The sequence below is a fragment of the Nocardia sp. bgisy118 genome, assembly GCF_057708605.1.
In genome coordinates, this window is record NZ_JBYISM010000013.1 from 1 (window position 1) to 15668 (window position 15668).

Consider the following 15668-nt stretch of genomic DNA (forward strand, 5'->3'; position numbering starts at 1 on the left):
TTGCGGCGCGCTCACGACCGATACTCCGCCACGTACGGCGTGTCGACCCCGAGCTCCCCGATCTTCGCGGCGCTGCCGGGAGAGCCGAGCGCGGCGTCGTGGCCGGGCAGCGGCTGGTCGAAGAACCGGGCGTTCTCGGCCACGAAAGCCCGTTGCCCCTCCGGGATGTCGGCGTCGAGATAGATTGCCTCGACCGGGCAGACCGGCTCGCACGCACCACAATCCACGCATTCGGTGGGATGGATGTAGGCCATCCGCCCTCCGGTGTAGATGCAATCCACGGGGCATTCCTCCACGCACGCCCGGTCCATGACGTCGACACAGGCGGCGCCGATCACGAAGGTCATGACGCGCTCCTCACTTCGATCGCCGCGTCGGCGGTCTCGCCGAGCGCGGCCAGGATTTCGTAACGCCTGCGGGCGAATTCGGGTTCGAACCGGGCGCCGGGCGCCCTCGGGTGTTCGATCTCGATGACGCGCTGGATGCGGGCGGGCCGCGGCGTCAGCAAGACGACGCGGTCGGCGAGCAGCAGCGCCTCGTCCACATCGTGGGTGACGAACAGGACGGTGGTCTTGTGCCGCTGCCACACCGAGATCAGCAACCGCTGCATGTCCGCGCGCGTCTGGGCGTCCAGTGCGCCGAACGGCTCGTCCATCAGCAGCACCCGCGGCTGCGCGGCCAATGTGCGGGCCAGCTGCACCCGCTGACGCATGCCGCCGGACAGCGCGCCGGGCAGGTGGTCGCCGTAACCCGCGAGACCGACCTGGTCCAACAGGTCGAGCGCTTCGGCACGGCGTCGCCCGCGCGGCACGCCCCGCAATTTCAGCGCGAATTCGACGTTCTTGCGTGCCGAGCGCCAGGGCAGCAACGCATCCTCCTGGAACACCATGGCGCACTGGTCGGCCGCCGCACCGACGGTGGCGCCGTCCACCGAGACGGTGCCGCCGATCGGCGGGAGCAGTCCCGCCATGGCTCGCAGGATGGTGGACTTGCCGCAGCCCGACGGCCCGAGCAACACCACGATCTCTCCCGGATCGACCGCGAGATCGACTTCCGCGGCGAGGCTTTCGCCGTAGGCGATGCGCAGACCGGTCAGGCGCACGGCCGCTCCGGCGCTCATCGGACGGCCCTCGGCAGCCAGCGGTTGACCCGGCGGCCGACCAGTTCGACAAGGAAGGCGGTGGCCCAGCCGAGCACGCCGATGGAGAGCATGCCGACCACCACGCTCGGATAGTCGAGCAGACCGCAGGACTGCCAGGTGAAGTAACCGATGCCGAACTGGCCGGAGATCATCTCGGCGCTGATGACGCAGATCCACGCGACGCCCATGGCGACCGAGAGCCCGGAGAAGATGCCGGGCAACGCACCGGGCAGCGCGATCTGGAACAGGATGGTCCCGCGGCGTGCTCCGAGCGTGCGGGCCGCTTCCTCCCACACCTTGGGCAGGGCGTGCATGGCGTGGATGGTGCTGACCGTCACCGGGAAGAACGCGGCGAAGAACGTGATGAACACGATGCCCTGCTCGCCGGTGGGGAACAGCAGGATGGCGAGCGGTACCAGCGCGATCGCGGGAATCGGGCGGAACACCTCGACGACCGGTCGTACCAGCGCGCTGACCAGCGCCGACCGGCCGATGGCCATGCCGATCAGCACGCCCGCGACGGTGGCGAGGCCGAAGCCGACCAGGATGCGCCGGGTGCTGGCGAGGATGTTGCTGTAGTACGACCCGGTGCCCAGCTGCGCGCGGAAGGACTCGAACACCGCGCCGGGTGTCGGGACCTTGTCGAAGCGCAGCCAGAACACCACCTGGTTGGTGGTCAGCAGGTACCAGAGCAGCACGAGCGCGGCCAGCGGCACCGCGGTGAGCAGTGCGGCACGAAGCTTGGGCGGCACGGGGTTTCGGAGGGATTGCCCGCTGCGCGGGCGGGTCGTGGTCACGGTTTCGGTGGACGCGGCGGGTGCGGCGGAAATCGGCTCCGCGGATACCGTCATGGTTGACCTCCTCGATCTCGAAAAGTGGTGCGGATCAGCGCGCCTGGAGTGCGGCGCGGTAGTCCAGGACCGTGCTGCCCGGATGGGCGCCCGCGTAGCGCTCGGCATCGGCCGCGACGGCGAACGGCCGGAGCCGCTGCTCGGGCGCGCCCGCCGGATCGCTGACCCAGGTGGCGGTGGCGGCGAAGATCCGGATGCCGGTCGCGGCGTCGGGCACATAGGCGGCGCGGACCTCGCCGCCGCGCTCGGCGATCTGGCGCAGCAGACAGCTCGGCGTCCTCGCGACCGAGGTGCTGTCCTGTCCGGCGAACCACACCTCCGAGGCGGTGGCCGGATCGTCCAACGTCCCTCCGCAGACCGGGTCGACGCCGGTCAACGGGCTGGGCGGGGCGATGTCGGCGCGCTCGGCGTCGTAGTCGGCGCCGTAGAGCGCGCGCAGATACTTGTCCTCGACGAACTCGTCCAAGTTCAGATCGGCCAGCGCGCCAAGGCTTTTCAGGAACGGCAGGAGCCTGCCCAGCCCGTCGACGAGCGGCTGCTTGATGGTCGGGTCGAAGCTGACCAGACCGTGCGGCCCGTTGTACAGGTAGACGACCTCGGCCGGTATGCCTGTGATCTCGGCGACGCGCTGCGCCGCGGCCAGCGGGTTGCGATTGAGATAGTCGGTCGTTTCACGCTGCGCGGCCAGGAACGCCTCGACGACCTCCGGGTGCTCGACGCCGAATCGCTTGGTGGACACCACGGCGTGGAACGTCGGGATGTTCGCGCTGCCGCCGTCGTAGAGCAGCCGGGCCTTGCCGTCGAACACCAGCTTCTGTGGCCACGGCACGAACTGCGCCAGCGCGGCGACCTGATCGCCTTGCAGCGCCGAGGCGCCGACGGGCGGATCCTGGCCGAGCAGTTTCACGTCGTCGAGGCTCATCCCCGCGGCGGACAGGCCGGTGGCGAGCATGCCGTGCGCGGCCGAGCCGACGCTGGTCGAGACCACTTTGCCGCGCAGGTCGGCGAGCGTGGCGGCTGGCGAATTCACCGGAACCACCACCTGATTCAGCGAACCGCGCAGATTGTAGCCGGTGACCGCGATCAGCTCCGAGGCGACGTCGGGATGGTCGCGGGTCTTGGAGCCGTTCACCAGGATCGGGGCATCGCCCATCGAGCCGATGTCCACCTGACCGGCGAGCATCTGCGCGGTCAGCGGCGGGCCGGAGGCGAAGTCCTTCCACTCCACGCGGTAGCGCACGCCCTTGGCCTTGCCGAGTTCGGCCAGCTTGGCCTCGAAGGCGCCGCGGTCGCGCAGCAACGTGCCCGCCGTGACGGTGTTGATGGTCTTGGATTGGTAGCCGATGTCGACGGTGATCGTGTTGTCGTCGCCGCCGGAGCCGCAGCCCGTGAGCAGTGTGGTCGCGGTGACGGCGCCGAGCAGCAGGGCCGTGAGCCGGGTGGATGGTGTCCTCATCGTGTGTTCCTCCGCCCGGATTCAGCGCAGCAGATAGGGGATGTTCACGGTGACCGCCCCGACCGGGCAGCGCGCGGCGCACGGTCCGCAGTACCAGCACTCGTCGACGTGCATGTACGCCTTGCCGGTGTCGGGGTGGATCGCGAGCGAGTCGAGCGGGCACATGTCGACGCAGAGTGTGCAGCCGTCGATGCACTTGGCCTCGTCGACGGTGACTGGGACGTCGATACGGGTGTTGACCTGGGCCATCAGAGTTCCTTTCCGGAGTTGGCTATGCCGATGCGTGCGAAGGCGCGGACATCGGCGTCCGGGTCCTCGAGTGCGGTGCGGAGGGCGGCGGTGACCTCCGGTCGTTCGGCGATCCGCTCGGCCAGACCGCGCACGGCGGCTTTGCGGACGTCGAGATTGCCGTCGGTGACGGCCGAGATCAGCCGCGGCGCGGCGAGATCGGGGTCGGCGACGGCCAGTGCGATCGCCGCGCCTTGGCGCACCTGCCAGGCGGGATCGTCCAGGGCGGCCGCCGCGACGGCCGCGGCGTCGTCGCCGCAGCCGGTCCGGGCGAGCGCGGTCAGCGCGGCGGCCCGAACCAACGGGTCCTGGTCGCCCGCCAGCCGGATCAGGGTCGCCGCGCCGCGCGGATCGCCCACCGCAGCAACGCCTTTCGCGACCGCGATGCGGACGTTCGGCGCCGGGTCGGCGGCCGCGGCATCGAGTTCGACGAGCGCGTCCACCGAGGTGAAACCGGCCACCACGGTGCGGCGCACCTCGGCGTTGGCGTCGGCGAACCAGCTGGACAGTTCCGCGGCGTCGGTGCGGCGGTGCCGCCACAGCGCCTCGATCGCGGCGGCGCGCACCGCGGGTTCCTGCGCCGTCACCGCGACATGCAGGGCCGCGTCGAATTCCGTTCCCGCGACTAGGACTTCGAGCAACTCGGTGAGCAGACCGATGGCGGCGTGGCGCACGGACACATCCGGATCGGACAGGCCCGCCGCGACCAGCGGCGAGGATTCCGCCCACTCTTCGGTGGTCTCGCTGAGCACCGAGAGCGCGGTGCGGCGCACCTCCGGATCGGCGTCGGTCAGGAACGGCCTCAGCTCGGACAGCTGCGGACACTCGTCGGCGAGGTCCATCAGCTCGAGCAGCCGGGCGCTCATCGGGCGCTCCACGCGCCGACCAGCTCCGGCGCCGCGACGTCGGGAACGCCGTCGGGCCGCGTGAAGCCGGGCACCGGAACGATGTAGGGCGCCACCGGACGGGTCAGGAACCGCATGTCGCCGGACTCGCCGCGATAGAGGTTGAGGTGGCAGAACCATTCCGCGTCGTCGCGCGCGGGCCAGTCGGAGCGCTGATGGTAGAGCCCCCATCGACTTTCGGTGCGCCGCAACGACGCCCGCGCCGCCATCTCCGCGCAGTCACGGATGAATGTCACCTCGGCGCACCGCATCAGCTCGTGCGGGGTGTGCCCGCTCATCTGGGAGATGTCGGCGTGCATCCGCTCGAACGCCGCCAGGCCGAGGGTGAGGTAGCTCTGTGTCTTCGGGGGTTGCAGGTAGTCGTTGACGAAGCGGCGCAGTTTGTATTCGACCTGCTGCTGCGGCGGACCGTCCGGATTGCCCAGCGGACGGTAGATCAGCGCGTGCGCCGCCTCGATCTGATCCTCCGGCAGCCCGGGTCGCGCCGCGCCGCGAGCGTATTCGCTCGCGCTCTCCCCCGCGATGTCACCGTAGACGAAGGCGCCGATCATGTAGTTGTGCGGCACCAAGGCCATGTCCCCCGCCGCGTACAGACCCGGCACGGTGGTGGCCGCGTGCTCGTCGACCCACACGCCGGACGCGGAATGTCCGCTGCACAAACCGATCTCGGAGATGTGCATCTCGATGTCGCTGGTGCGGTAGTCGGTGCCGCGACCCGCGTGGAAGGTCCCGCGGGTCGGGCGCTCGGTGGTGTGCAGAATGCCCTCGATCTCTTGGATCGTCGCGTCGGGCAAGTGGCTCAGCTTGAGGTAGATCGGGCCGCGCGCGCTGTCGAGTTCCCGCTTGACCTCGGCCATCATCTGCCCGGACCAGTAGTCGCAGTCGACGAACCGGTTGCCCTCGGCGTTGACCTGGTAGCCGCCGAACGGATTCGCGACGTAGGCGCAGGCGGGACCGTTGTAATCCTTGATGAGCGGGTTGATCTGGAAGCACTCGATGCCGGAGAGCTCCGCGCCCGCATGATAGGCCATCGCGTAGCCGTCGCCCGCGTTGGTCGGGTTCTCGTAGGTGCCGTACAGATAGCCGCTGGCGGGCAGTCCGAGGCGACCGCACGCGCCGGTCGCCAGGATCACCGCGCCCGCCGAAATGGTGACGAATTCGCCTGTCCGCGTATCGAATCCGACGGCGCCGACGGCCCGGCCGTCCACCGTGAGCACCCGTACCGGCATCACCCGGTTGCTGATGGTCACCTTGGCGCGGACGTCGCGGGCGCGCAGGGTGCGATACAGCACCTTCTTCACGTCGCGGCCCTCCGGCATCGGCAGCACGTAGCTGCCGGATCGGTGCACCTTGCGCACCGCGTACTCGCCGTGCTCGTCCTTCTCGAACTTGACGCCGTAGCCCTCCAGCCGCTGCACCATCTCGAAGCCGCGGGTGGCGGTCTGATAGACGGTGCGCTGGTTGACGATGCCGTCGTTGGCGACGGTGATGTCGGCGACGTAGTCCTCCGGGCTCGCCTTGCCGGGCACGACGGCGTTGTTGACGCCGTCCATGCCCATCGCCAGCGCCCCGGAGTGGCGCACGTGCGCCTTCTCCAGCAGCAGCACGTCGGCGCCGTGCCTGGCCGCGGTCAGCGCGGCCATGGTGCCCGCGGTGCCGCCGCCGACGACGAGCACGTCGCAGCTCAGTTCTCGGCGTCCCGCGACAGGTGGAATGTCCATCGACATCCGGATCAGCCCCTTTCCTTCGGTTCGGCCGCACCGCGATTCGGTGTGACCGGGATGCGGTGCAGCCGGCCGGACAGCGAGAACCGGTCGCCGCGATAGCGCACGTACTCGAGGTCGATGGGCCGGCCGGAATCGGTGTAGGTGAGTCGTTCCAGGAACAGCAGCGGCGAGCCGGGCCGCACCGCGAGCAGACCGGCCACCGTCGGGTCGGCCGCGACGGCCTCGATGGACACCGCCGCCGAGCCGAGCGGCAGACCGAGTTCCGCCTCCAGCAGGCCGAAGACGTCGCAGCCGGTGAGATCGCACTCCAGCAGTGGCGCGCCGACGTCGGCGGTGAGGTAGCTGGCATCCAACGACAGCGGCGCGCCGTCGAGATGGCGGACACGTTCGAGCGCCACCACCGGCGTGCCGGGTTCCAGCTCGAGTCGCTCGGCGACGATCGGGGTGGCGGGTACGAGCTCGGCCAGCAGGACCGTGTTGACCACGCGGTCGCTGCCCGTCTCGAAGGTCTCGGCCAAGCCGCGCAGGCGGTCCAGGCCCTGCACGGCCTTGTCGGCCACCACGAACGTGCCCGCGCCGGGAACCCGGTCGACGAGTCCCTCGTCGCGCAGCAGGGCCAGCGCGTCGCGCACGATATTGCGGCTGGTGTCGAAGTCGGCCGCGAGTTGGCTCTCCGAAGGCAACGGCCGGTTGCCGTAGACACCGCTGCGAATGCGCGCCCGCAGAATGTCCCTCACCCGCCGAGCGGGCGCCGAGCGACGTCCGGTGCCGGGATACGTTCTGGCTGTCATGCGGCAAATGCTGGAAACGGATCGTTACGCGCGACGTTTCCGGCGATTACCGGATGGTTACGCCAGTTCCGGATCCCGGCGCAGGTCTTCCACCTGCGAAAACACCCGAGCCCTCCCGAGTATCACCAGTTGACTCAGCTGTCCGATTCGTTGCGCGCGGCGATCTCGGCCAGCAACTTCGCCGGACCGGCGGGCGGGAAACGCGACCGCCAGACCGCGCGGAACTGCCGGGTCAGCGCGGTGGCATCGGTCAGCGGCACCTGGACGAGCGTCCCGCGCTCGAGTTCGGGCGCGGCGATCAGTCTGCTGACCACCGCGGGCGCCACCGCCGCGCGGGCGGCGGCGAGGATCGTGGCCGCCGAGCCCAGTTCCGAGGCAGGTCTTGCGGGCTCGCCGTGGACGCCGAGCACCTCCCAGACCGCATCGCGGGTCCCCGATCCCGGCTCTCGCCAGAGCAGTGGCGTGGCGGTCAGTTCCCGCAGCGACAATGGCCTGCGGCGGCGCGCCCACGGATGGGCGGGCGCGACCACGACGACGAGTTCGTCGGTGCCGAGCACCCGGCTGCCGAGATCCGCGGGCGGATGCGGTCCCTCGACGAACCCGATATCGGCGGCCTCGCTACGGACCAGGTCCATGACCTGGCTGCTGTTGGCCACCTCCAGCGCGACCGTCACCTCCGGGTGGATGCCGCGCAGTGCCTGCAACCACTGCGGAATCCGATGGTCGGCAATGGTTTTGGAGGCCGCCACGCGCAATCGCGGGACGCTGCCCGCGCGCAGGGCGGCAACCGCCACGCCGAAGGAGCGGGCGGCCTCGAGCACCGGGCGCGCGTGATCGACCACCGCGCGGCCCGCCTCGGTCAGCGCCGAACCGGTCGGCCCACGGTCCAGCAGCCGCAGGTGCAACCTGCGTTCCAGCGCGCTGATGCGCATGCTGGCGGCGGGCTGGCTGATGCCATGGCGGCGCGCGGCCGCGCCGAGGCTGCCGAGTTCGGCGACGGAGACGAGCAGATCGAGAACATCCAGATCGGGCGTTCCCGGCGGCAGCGTCATGGGCACCGATTATGGGCCCGGCGGCGGCCCGGAGCGTGGTGGACGGACATAAGCAGATCTTATGAGGTCCTCCGAAAGCGCTCTCTACCTGGGTGACATGCGCGGCGCGAGGGTGAAAGCGTGTGCTGCTTTCCTCGCCTTCTGCCCGGGCTGGCGCTGGTCGCCGGGCTCGCCACCGCCGCGACGCTGATCGGCCGGGCCGCGCCCGTGATCGGAGCGCCGGTGTTCGCGCTCGCTGCCGGGGCGCTGGTCGGGCTCGCGCGTAGGCGGTCGGTGGACGAGGACGGCGTGTTCGGGCCGGGGCTCGCGGTGACCAGGCAGCGAGTGCTCGGGCTCGCCATCGTGCTGCTCGGCCTGGGGCTGCCGTTCGGCGCGGTGCTGAGCGTGGGGCGGCAGACGGCGGTGGTGCTGGTCGGGACCGTCGTGGCGGGCGCGGTCGCCGCGGTCGTGGTCGGCAGGATGCTGGCGCTGGATCGGGAGTCGGCGACGCTGGTCGCGGTGGGGACGACGATCTGCGGCGCGTCGGCGATCGCGGCGGCGACCGCGGTGATCAAGCCGGACCGGGAGCGGGTCGCCTACGCGCTCGGCACCATCTTCGTCTTCAACGTCCTTGCGGTGCTGGCCTTTCCGCCGCTCGGCCGACTGCTCGGCATGTCCGAGGAGGCGTTCGGGCTGTGGGCGGGCACCGCGATCAACGACACCTCGTCGGTGCTGGCGGCGGGCGCGATCTTCGGGCCCGCGGCGGCGCAGTTCGCGGTGATCGTGAAACTGGTGCGCAGTCTGCTGATCGTGCCGATGTGCGTGGGGTTGCACCTGGGGCAGCGCGACACCGGGAATTCCGGCGGTGGGCGACGCGGCGCCAGGCAACACGACGCCGGCCAACCTGACGCTGGGCGACGCAGCGCCGGGCAAGCCGAGGCCGAGACCGACCACCGCCGCGCGGCATGGCAAGTGGTGCCGCTGTTCGTGGTGCTCTTCGTGGCGGCCTCGGTGATCGCCGGGTTCGGGTTGGTGCCCGAAGCGTGGTCGGGGCCGCTGGGCGCGGTGAGCGCGTGGTTGATCGCGGCGGTGCTGGCGGCGATCGGGACGTCGCTCTCGTGGCAACGGGTGCGCACGGCGGGCGTGCGGCCGCTGATATTCGGCGGGGCGCTCGGGCTGGTGCTCGCCGTGTCGTGCTTGGGTTTGCAGCAGCTCACCGGGTGGCTCTGAAGTATTCGGGTGACGAGAGCCACTCTCAGCGCCCGCCGTCGTCGGGCAGGCGCCCGTCGGAACGAGGGACAATGGCAGGGTGACGTGCCTCGTGTGGTACGCCGCCTACGGCTCGAACATGCATCACCGCCGCCTGCACTGCTATCTCGAAGGCGGCAGGCCCGAAGGCGGCGCGATCGAACTGCCCGGATGCCGCGACCGTTCCGGCCCGCGGCGGTCCCGCCCGCTCGTGCTGCCCGGCCTGCTCTACTTCGCCACCGAATCGCTCACCTGGACCGGCGGCCGGGCCTTCTACGCGCCGGACGCCGCGGGCGAGACGGCCGTCCGCGCCTACCTGCTGACGGCCGCGCAGTTCTCCGACATCGTCGCCCAAGAGATGTATCGCCCGCCGGGCGAGGATCTCGACCTGACCGAGGTGCTCGCCGACGGTCGCACCGCCCTCGGCCCCGGACGCTACGAAACCCTGGTCCGCGCGGGCACTCTCGACGGCCACCCGATCCTCACCTGCACCGCCCCCTGGCGCCACACCGACCTTCCCGGCAACCCACCCGCCCCCGCCTACCTGCGCCACCTCGCCGCGGGCATCACCGAATCACACGGCTGGCCGCTCCCCCGCACCGCCGCCTACCTCGCCACCCGTCCCGGCGCCGACCTGCACTGGACTCCCACCTCCGTCGCCAACCTCCTCCGCACCACGGATCCCCCGCCCGTTCCCGCCGGATAACGCTCGCCCCGGAAAGCGTCCGGCGGCGCCCTCGAAGACCAGGCTTCCCGCCTTGTCCACGATTTCACCGATGGCCTCGTCCGCGTTCAGCACTCGGCCGTGTTCGTTCAGCCGGCGGTTTCGCAGTCCCGCAGAGTTTCGGGATCGACCACCGCTACTAGGTGCGGTGTTTCTCCACCAGCTCCGCGTAGGCGGGATCGTCCACGACCAGGAACCGATCGTGTTCCAGCCCCACATCCAGATCGCGCAAGCGACGCATCCCCGCCGTATCGGTGACGACGATCTGGCAGTCCACGGGTCGGATGTCGTCTTCGAGCTGAGCGGTGCCGCGGGTCGGATTGATGCCTGCCACGGTGGCGCCCGCCAGCGCGGCAGCGCCCAGCCAGAAGCTGAAGTCGGGGACGTTGTCCAGCAGCACGCCGATATGAAAAGGCCCCTCGCGCCGCAACTCCCGAGCCAGTGCCGCGCGTGCGGCCGATTCCCGCACCACCGCGTCCCATGTCCAGTCGCGGGCGCGCGTGCGCAGCCCGAGCCGATCGTCATCGAGCCGGTCCAGCAACATCGACGCGATGTCCCCGTGCCGTGCCGTGCGCCCGTCCTTCACGCCGAACACGTCCGCCCCGGAAACGGGTCCGGCCGCACGGTATTCCGTGCGGCCGGAGGCGAAAGGCAGAGATCAGGCCAAGTTCAGGGAGCGGCCGATGATCTCCTTCATGATTTCGGTGGTGCCGCCGTAGATGGTCTGGATGCGGGCATCCATGTAGGCCTTGGCGATCGGGTATTCCTTCATGTAGCCGTAGCCGCCGTGCAACTGCAGGCAGCGGTTGATGAGGTCGAGCTGTTCCTCGGTGCTCCACCACTTGGCCATGGCGGCATCCTCGGCGGAGAGCTTGCCCGCGTTGAGGTCGTCGATGAAGCGGTCGACCATGATGCGCACGGCCGTGGTCTTGGTGGCCAGTTCGGCGAGCACGAAGCGGGTGTTCTGCAGCGCGCCGATCGGCTTGCCGAACGCCTTCCGGTCGCGCACGTACTGGCAGGTCATCTCCAGCGAGGCCTCCATGGCGGAGGCGGCCATGACGGCGATGGACAGTCGCTCCTGGGGCAGGTTGTGCATCAGGTGGATGAAGCCCATGCCCTCGGTGCCGAGCAGGTTCTTGCCGGGCACCCGCACGTCGGTGAAGCTGAGCTCGGCGGTGTCCTGGGCCTTGAGGCCGATCTTGTCCAGGTTGCGGCCGCGCTCGAAGCCCGCCATGCCGCGCTCGACCACCAGCAGGCTGAAGCCCATGGCACCCTTCTCGGGGTCGGTCTGGGCGACGACGATGACGATGTCGGCGTTGATGCCGTTGGTGATGAAGGTCTTGGCGCCGTTGAGGATCCAGTCGTCGCCGTCGCGCACCGCGCGGGTCTTGATGCCCTGCAGGTCCGAGCCGGTGCCGGGCTCGGTCATCGCGATGGCGGTGATGATCTCGCCGGAACAGAACCCGGGCAGCCACCGCTGCTTCTGCTCGTCGTTGGCCAGCTCCAGCAGGTACGGCGCGACGACGTCGTTGTGCAGCGAGAAGCCGAGGCCGGAGTACTGGCCCTTCACGCACTCCTCGGTGATGACCGAGTTGTAGCGGAAGTCCTTCACCCCGCCGCCGCCGTACTCTTCCGGGACGGCCATACCGAGGAAGCCCTGCTTGCCCGCCTCCAGCCAGACCGCGCGATCGACGATGCCCTGCTCTTCCCACTTCGCGTGGTTCGGCGCGACGTGCTGATCGAGAAACTTGCGGAACGACTCCCGGAACAGATCGTGTTCGGGCTCGAACAGTGTGCGCTCCACACCAACCTCCTAGTGACCACACCGGGCGGTCCACACCGACCCGTCGTTACCGCATACGTTACCCGGAGCACGAATGACAGTTCACTTCACGTCTGAAATTCGCGCGCTCACCTGGCATGGGTAGCGCCATCGTCGACATATTCGCGCCGATTCCCGACAAACCTGAGCACCTAGGTTTCAATAGCTTCTCGCTATTGAAACGAGGTCAGGCGGGAAGGTCGAGGCCCTTGGCAAGCACCGGCCACGACGCGACGAGCGCGTCCTCCCAGGGCATGTTCGCCGTGTCACCGCCGCCGGTGGCCACGACCGTTCTGACGAAGTTGTAGCCGACCGGGTCGCTGATCTGAGCGCAGCCGCTGTAGGCCGCGACCGCGCGGTAGCGTCCCGGCGCGGCGATCGGCAGTTGCAGCACCGAGGTTCCCGACATCGAGAGTCCCGCGATGGCATTCGTACCGTTCGCGCCCAGCGCGCGATCGATCAACGGCGGCAGCTCGTCGGTCAGGAAGGTTTGCCACTTGTTGACTCCGAGCACGGGATCGGGCGCTCGCCAGTCGGTGTAGTAGGTCCACGCCCCACCGACCGGCTGGACGACGTTGACGTTCTTGTCGGCGAGGAACTCCAGCGCGGTGGTCCGCTGCTGCCAGGTGGCCGTATCCTGACCGCCGCCCGCGCCGTCGAGCAGGTACAGCGTCGGGCGTGGCGCCGAGGTGTCGGCCGCACGCTGGACGTCGATCTCGATCGTCCGGTCCATGGCGGCCGAGTACACCTCGAGCCGCAGGCTGCGGCCGTCGAGCACGGTGCTGCCGGTGATGCGGGAGGCGTTGGCGCGCAGTGACATTCCGGATGCGGCGAGCGAGTCGTTCGTCGTCGCCGCCGCGTTTCCGGCGACCGTCGCGGTGACGCCGCAGACGAGCACGGCCGCGCCGGCCGTGACGGCCGATCTGATTCTTCTCCTGCTCATCTCCCCACGCTACGTACCTGTAGCTGAGAGATTGCCAAGCTGATTCTTGATATTGGCTCAGAAAGGCAGCAACCCGCGCACCCGGCCGACCAGGGTGCGGCCCGCGTCGCGCTCGCGCTCGGCGAACAGGAACTTCATCTCCTCCTCGAGCCCCTTGCGCACCACATCACGCAGATCGGTGGCGGCGGCGTCGAGATCGTCGGCGTCGCGCCAGGGCGCCGGATCGATCGGCGCGCCCGCGGAGAAGTAGAACCGTTCGGGACGGGGGATCGGCGTCGGACCCAGACCGCGCAGCAGCGGCGGGGTGAGCTCGCGCTTGAGACCGAGCGCCTCGACCGTCCAGCGCAGCGGGCGCATCACCGGGTGGTCGCCGTCGAAGACGATGTCGTAGGCGTCGTCCACGCCGATCATCGCGACCGGCACGATCGGGGCGCCCGCCTCGATCGCCATCCGCGCGAAGCCGCTGCGCCCCTCCCACTTGAGCAGGTACTTCTCGTTCTTGCGGCGCACCGCCTCGCGCCCGCCGCCGGGGAAGACGATGACCGCCTCGCCCCGCGCGAGCAGCGCCATGCAGTTGTGCCGGTTGCCCCGGACCGCGCCGTAGTAGTGCAGGAAGTGGCGTAGGCCCGGCACCGCGATCAGCACGTTCTCGGCGAGGCCGCGGATCAGCCTGCCGCGGCGGCGCAGCACCTCGGGCATGAGCAGCGGAGCGTCGATGCCGCCCATCAGATTGTGGTTGCCGACCAGCAGCACCGGGCCGTCGGCGGGAATGTTGTCCAGGCCGTAGAAGCGTGGACTCGTCCAGGCTCGCAGCGGTGCGAGCAAGGCTTCGATCAGCCGGATGTCGGTCTCGTCGAGACGCACCTCGAGTGGCGCCCCGTCGGTCAACACCACCGCGGTAGGCGAGGATTCAGGCATAGGTGGCTACCCCATCGCATGTCGGATCCCAGCACATCGTCGTACGGAATTTCACGTCCCCTGCGCCGCAATCGAATACGGCTTCGGGCCCACCCTACCCGATGGCTTTGGAACACGTTGCAACACGGGCGATCGATTTGTGTGGCCGGTCACAACACCGGCTTGCGCCGAATCGGCGGCCCCGCAGCAATTCGACGTCGAATCCCCTTGTGGCCGAACGTAGTCCGAGCGCAGATCGAACACCGCCGTACAGAGATCCGACACGTCACGTCCGGCATCCGCCGGAGACCGAACGTGACGGTCGGTTCTATTTTCCGTCCCTCGGCGGAGCGCACCGCGGGCTACCCTTCGATGGGCGCCGCGCCGTCGCCGCCCGCGTGGGCGTATTCCGAGAGCGCCGCGGCCAACGCGTGCGGTACCCGCGCCCTGACCCTGGTGCCCGACTCCTCGTGGGTGGAGGACAGGATCCGGCCGTCGGCGTGAATGCGCGCCAGCAGATCGCCGCGGGTGTACGGCAGCAGCACGCCGACCTCGACGTCCAGCCCGCCGAGCACCTCGGCCAGCCGGTCGAGCAGGCTGTCGATGCCCTCGCCGGACTGGGCCGAGACGAACTCGGCGTCCGGAAGCAGGGCGCGCAGCTTGGTCAGCTCCATCGGATCGACGGCATCGATCTTGTTCAGCACCAGCAGTTCCGGCGGGGCGGCCGAACCCTGCTCCTTGATCACGTCGGTGATCACCTCGCGCACGGCCTTGATCTGCTCCGCGGGCAGCGAGTCGGAGCCGTCCACCACGTGCAGCAGCAGATCGGCGCCGGTGACCTCCTCCAGGGTCGAGCGGAACGCCTCGACCAACTGGGTCGGCAGGTGCCGCACGAACCCGACGGTGTCGGTGAACACGACCTCGCGGCCGTCGTCGAGGTCGGCGCGCCGGGTGGTCGGGTCCAGGGTCGCGAACAGCGCGTCCTGGACCAGAAGACCCGCGCCGGTGAGCGCGTTCATCAGGCTGGACTTGCCCGCGTTGGTGTAGCCGACGATGGCGACCTGCGGGATGCCCGAGGACGAGCGCCGCGCCCGCTTGGTCTCGCGGGCGGTCTTCATCTCCCGGATCTCGCGCCGGAGCTTGGCCATGCGCTCGCGAATGCGGCGACGGTCGGTTTCGATCTTGGTCTCACCGGGACCGCGCAGACCCACGCCGCCGTTGCTGCCCGCACGACCACCGGCCTGCCGGGACATCGACTCACCCCAGCCGCGCAGCCTGGGCAGCATGTACTCCATCTGGGCCAGGGCGACCTGCGCCTTGCCCTCGCTGGAGGTGGCGTGCTGGGCGAAGATGTCCAGGATCAGGGCGGTCCGGTCGATCACCTTCACCTTGACCACCTTCTCCAGCGCGGTCAGCTGGGCCGGGGTCAGTTCACCGTCGCAGATGACGGTGTCGGCGCCGGTCTCCAGCACCACGGAGCGCAGCTCGTCGGCCTTGCCGGAACCGATGTAGGTGGCCGGGTCCGGACGGTCGCGACGCTGGATCAGCGCCTCGAGCACCTCCGAACCGGCGGTCTCGGCGAGCGCGGCCAGCTCGGCCATGCTCGCCTCGGCCTGGGCCACCGAGCCCGAGGTCCACACGCCGACCAGCACGACCCGTTCCAGGCGCAGCTGCCGGTACTCGACCTCGGTGATGTCGGTGAGCTCGGTGGACAGACCGGCGACGCGGCGCAGCGAGCTGCGTTCGTCCAGCTGCAGCTCGCCGACCGTCGGCTCTTCGGTCCAGCCGTTGCGCTTCATCCGGGCGGCACGTTCGGCCACCACGTCACCGGAGCGCTCGGTGTC

At 69.8% G+C, this 15668-nt stretch carries 12 protein-coding genes and 3 pseudogenes; 2 read left to right on the top strand and 13 right to left on the bottom strand.

From position 1 onward, the window contains the following. Nucleotides 1–11: 11 nt before the first annotated feature. The 8 genes and pseudogenes from fdxA to AC3EO7_RS17590 form a co-directional block, all read right to left on the bottom strand. Nucleotides 12–347 carry a ferredoxin gene (gene fdxA / locus AC3EO7_RS17555; RefSeq protein ID WP_431969116.1) on the bottom strand — a complete coding sequence of 112 codons (336 nt, stop codon included), beginning with the start codon at nt 345–347 and terminating at the stop codon, nt 12–14. After that, nucleotides 344–1120 (bottom strand): ABC transporter ATP-binding protein, encoded by a 777-nt coding sequence (locus AC3EO7_RS17560; RefSeq protein WP_435591779.1) that lies wholly within the window; start codon nt 1118–1120, stop codon nt 344–346. Before AC3EO7_RS17560 ends, fdxA begins: the two co-directional genes overlap by 4 nt. Further along, nucleotides 1117–1992, bottom strand: coding sequence for an ABC transporter permease (locus AC3EO7_RS17565; protein WP_435591780.1), 876 nt, complete (start codon nt 1990–1992; stop codon nt 1117–1119). Before AC3EO7_RS17565 ends, AC3EO7_RS17560 begins: the two co-directional genes overlap by 4 nt. A gap of 34 nt (nt 1993–2026) precedes the next feature. Further along, nucleotides 2027–3448, bottom strand: a complete 1422-nt coding sequence (locus AC3EO7_RS17570; RefSeq protein ID WP_431969122.1) for an ABC transporter substrate-binding protein — start codon at nt 3446–3448, stop codon at nt 2027–2029. 21 nt (nt 3449–3469) lie between these two features. Next, nucleotides 3470–3697, bottom strand: a complete 228-nt coding sequence (locus AC3EO7_RS17575; protein WP_435591781.1) for a 4Fe-4S dicluster domain-containing protein — start codon at nt 3695–3697, stop codon at nt 3470–3472. Then, nucleotides 3697–6362: pseudogene (locus AC3EO7_RS17580) on the bottom strand (fumarate reductase/succinate dehydrogenase flavoprotein subunit). The gene AC3EO7_RS17575 and the pseudogene AC3EO7_RS17580 overlap by 1 nt, the downstream one beginning before the upstream one ends. A gap of 11 nt (nt 6363–6373) precedes the next feature. Then, complete coding sequence (locus AC3EO7_RS17585; protein WP_431969126.1) at nt 6374–7159, bottom strand: GntR family transcriptional regulator; 786 nt, start codon at nt 7157–7159, stop codon at nt 6374–6376. 134 nt (nt 7160–7293) lie between these two features. Then, nucleotides 7294–8211, bottom strand: coding sequence for a LysR substrate-binding domain-containing protein (locus AC3EO7_RS17590; protein ID WP_431969128.1), 918 nt, complete (start codon nt 8209–8211; stop codon nt 7294–7296). A gap of 120 nt (nt 8212–8331) precedes the next feature. Here AC3EO7_RS17590 and AC3EO7_RS17595 point away from each other — a divergent pair, with 120 nt between their 5' ends. Beyond that, nucleotides 8332–9420 carry a YeiH family protein gene (locus AC3EO7_RS17595; protein WP_435591782.1) on the top strand — a complete coding sequence of 363 codons (1089 nt, stop codon included), beginning with the start codon at nt 8332–8334 and terminating at the stop codon, nt 9418–9420. A gap of 79 nt (nt 9421–9499) precedes the next feature. Then, nucleotides 9500–10144 (top strand): histone deacetylase, encoded by a 645-nt coding sequence (locus AC3EO7_RS17600; protein WP_435591783.1) that lies wholly within the window; start codon nt 9500–9502, stop codon nt 10142–10144. Nucleotides 10145–10307: 163 nt separating this feature from the next. Here the strand turns inward: AC3EO7_RS17600 and AC3EO7_RS17605 are convergent. The 5 genes and pseudogenes from AC3EO7_RS17605 to hflX form a co-directional block, all read right to left on the bottom strand. Beyond that, nucleotides 10308–10706: pseudogene (locus tag AC3EO7_RS17605) on the bottom strand (acyl-CoA synthetase); the annotation flags it as partial. Nucleotides 10707–10820: 114 nt separating this feature from the next. Beyond that, nucleotides 10821–11966, bottom strand: a complete 1146-nt coding sequence (locus AC3EO7_RS17610; RefSeq protein WP_431969134.1) for an acyl-CoA dehydrogenase family protein — start codon at nt 11964–11966, stop codon at nt 10821–10823. A 241-nt stretch (nt 11967–12207) separates the two neighbouring features. Beyond that, nucleotides 12208–12804, bottom strand: a pseudogene (locus AC3EO7_RS17615) (alpha/beta hydrolase); the annotation flags it as partial. Between the two features lie 180 nt (nt 12805–12984). After that, nucleotides 12985–13845, bottom strand: a complete 861-nt coding sequence (locus AC3EO7_RS17620) for a lysophospholipid acyltransferase family protein (RefSeq protein WP_435591784.1) — start codon at nt 13843–13845, stop codon at nt 12985–12987. Between the two features lie 341 nt (nt 13846–14186). Beyond that, complete coding sequence (gene hflX, locus AC3EO7_RS17625; RefSeq protein ID WP_431969530.1) at nt 14187–15623, bottom strand: GTPase HflX; 1437 nt, start codon at nt 15621–15623, stop codon at nt 14187–14189. Nucleotides 15624–15668: the final 45 nt, after the last annotated feature.

Excerpts from the sequence above, each read along its gene's own strand:
- fdxA (WP_431969116.1), bottom strand. The coding sequence starts at position 347 with ATGACCTTCGTGATCGGCGCCGCCTGTGTCGACGTCATGGACCGGGCG.
- AC3EO7_RS17560 (WP_435591779.1), bottom strand. The coding sequence starts at position 1,120 with ATGAGCGCCGGAGCGGCCGTGCGCCTGACCGGTCTGCGCATCGCCTAC.
- AC3EO7_RS17565 (WP_435591780.1), bottom strand. The coding sequence starts at position 1,992 with ATGACGGTATCCGCGGAGCCGATTTCCGCCGCACCCGCCGCGTCCACC.
- AC3EO7_RS17570 (WP_431969122.1), bottom strand. The coding sequence starts at position 3,448 with ATGAGGACACCATCCACCCGGCTCACGGCCCTGCTGCTCGGCGCCGTC.
- AC3EO7_RS17575 (WP_435591781.1), bottom strand. The coding sequence starts at position 3,697 with ATGGCCCAGGTCAACACCCGTATCGACGTCCCAGTCACCGTCGACGAG.
- AC3EO7_RS17585 (WP_431969126.1), bottom strand. The coding sequence starts at position 7,159 with ATGACAGCCAGAACGTATCCCGGCACCGGACGTCGCTCGGCGCCCGCT.
- AC3EO7_RS17590 (WP_431969128.1), bottom strand. The coding sequence starts at position 8,211 with ATGACGCTGCCGCCGGGAACGCCCGATCTGGATGTTCTCGATCTGCTC.
- AC3EO7_RS17620 (WP_435591784.1), bottom strand. The coding sequence starts at position 13,845 with ATGCCTGAATCCTCGCCTACCGCGGTGGTGTTGACCGACGGGGCGCCA.
- hflX (WP_431969530.1), bottom strand. The coding sequence starts at position 15,623 with ATGAAGCGCAACGGCTGGACCGAAGAGCCGACGGTCGGCGAGCTGCAG.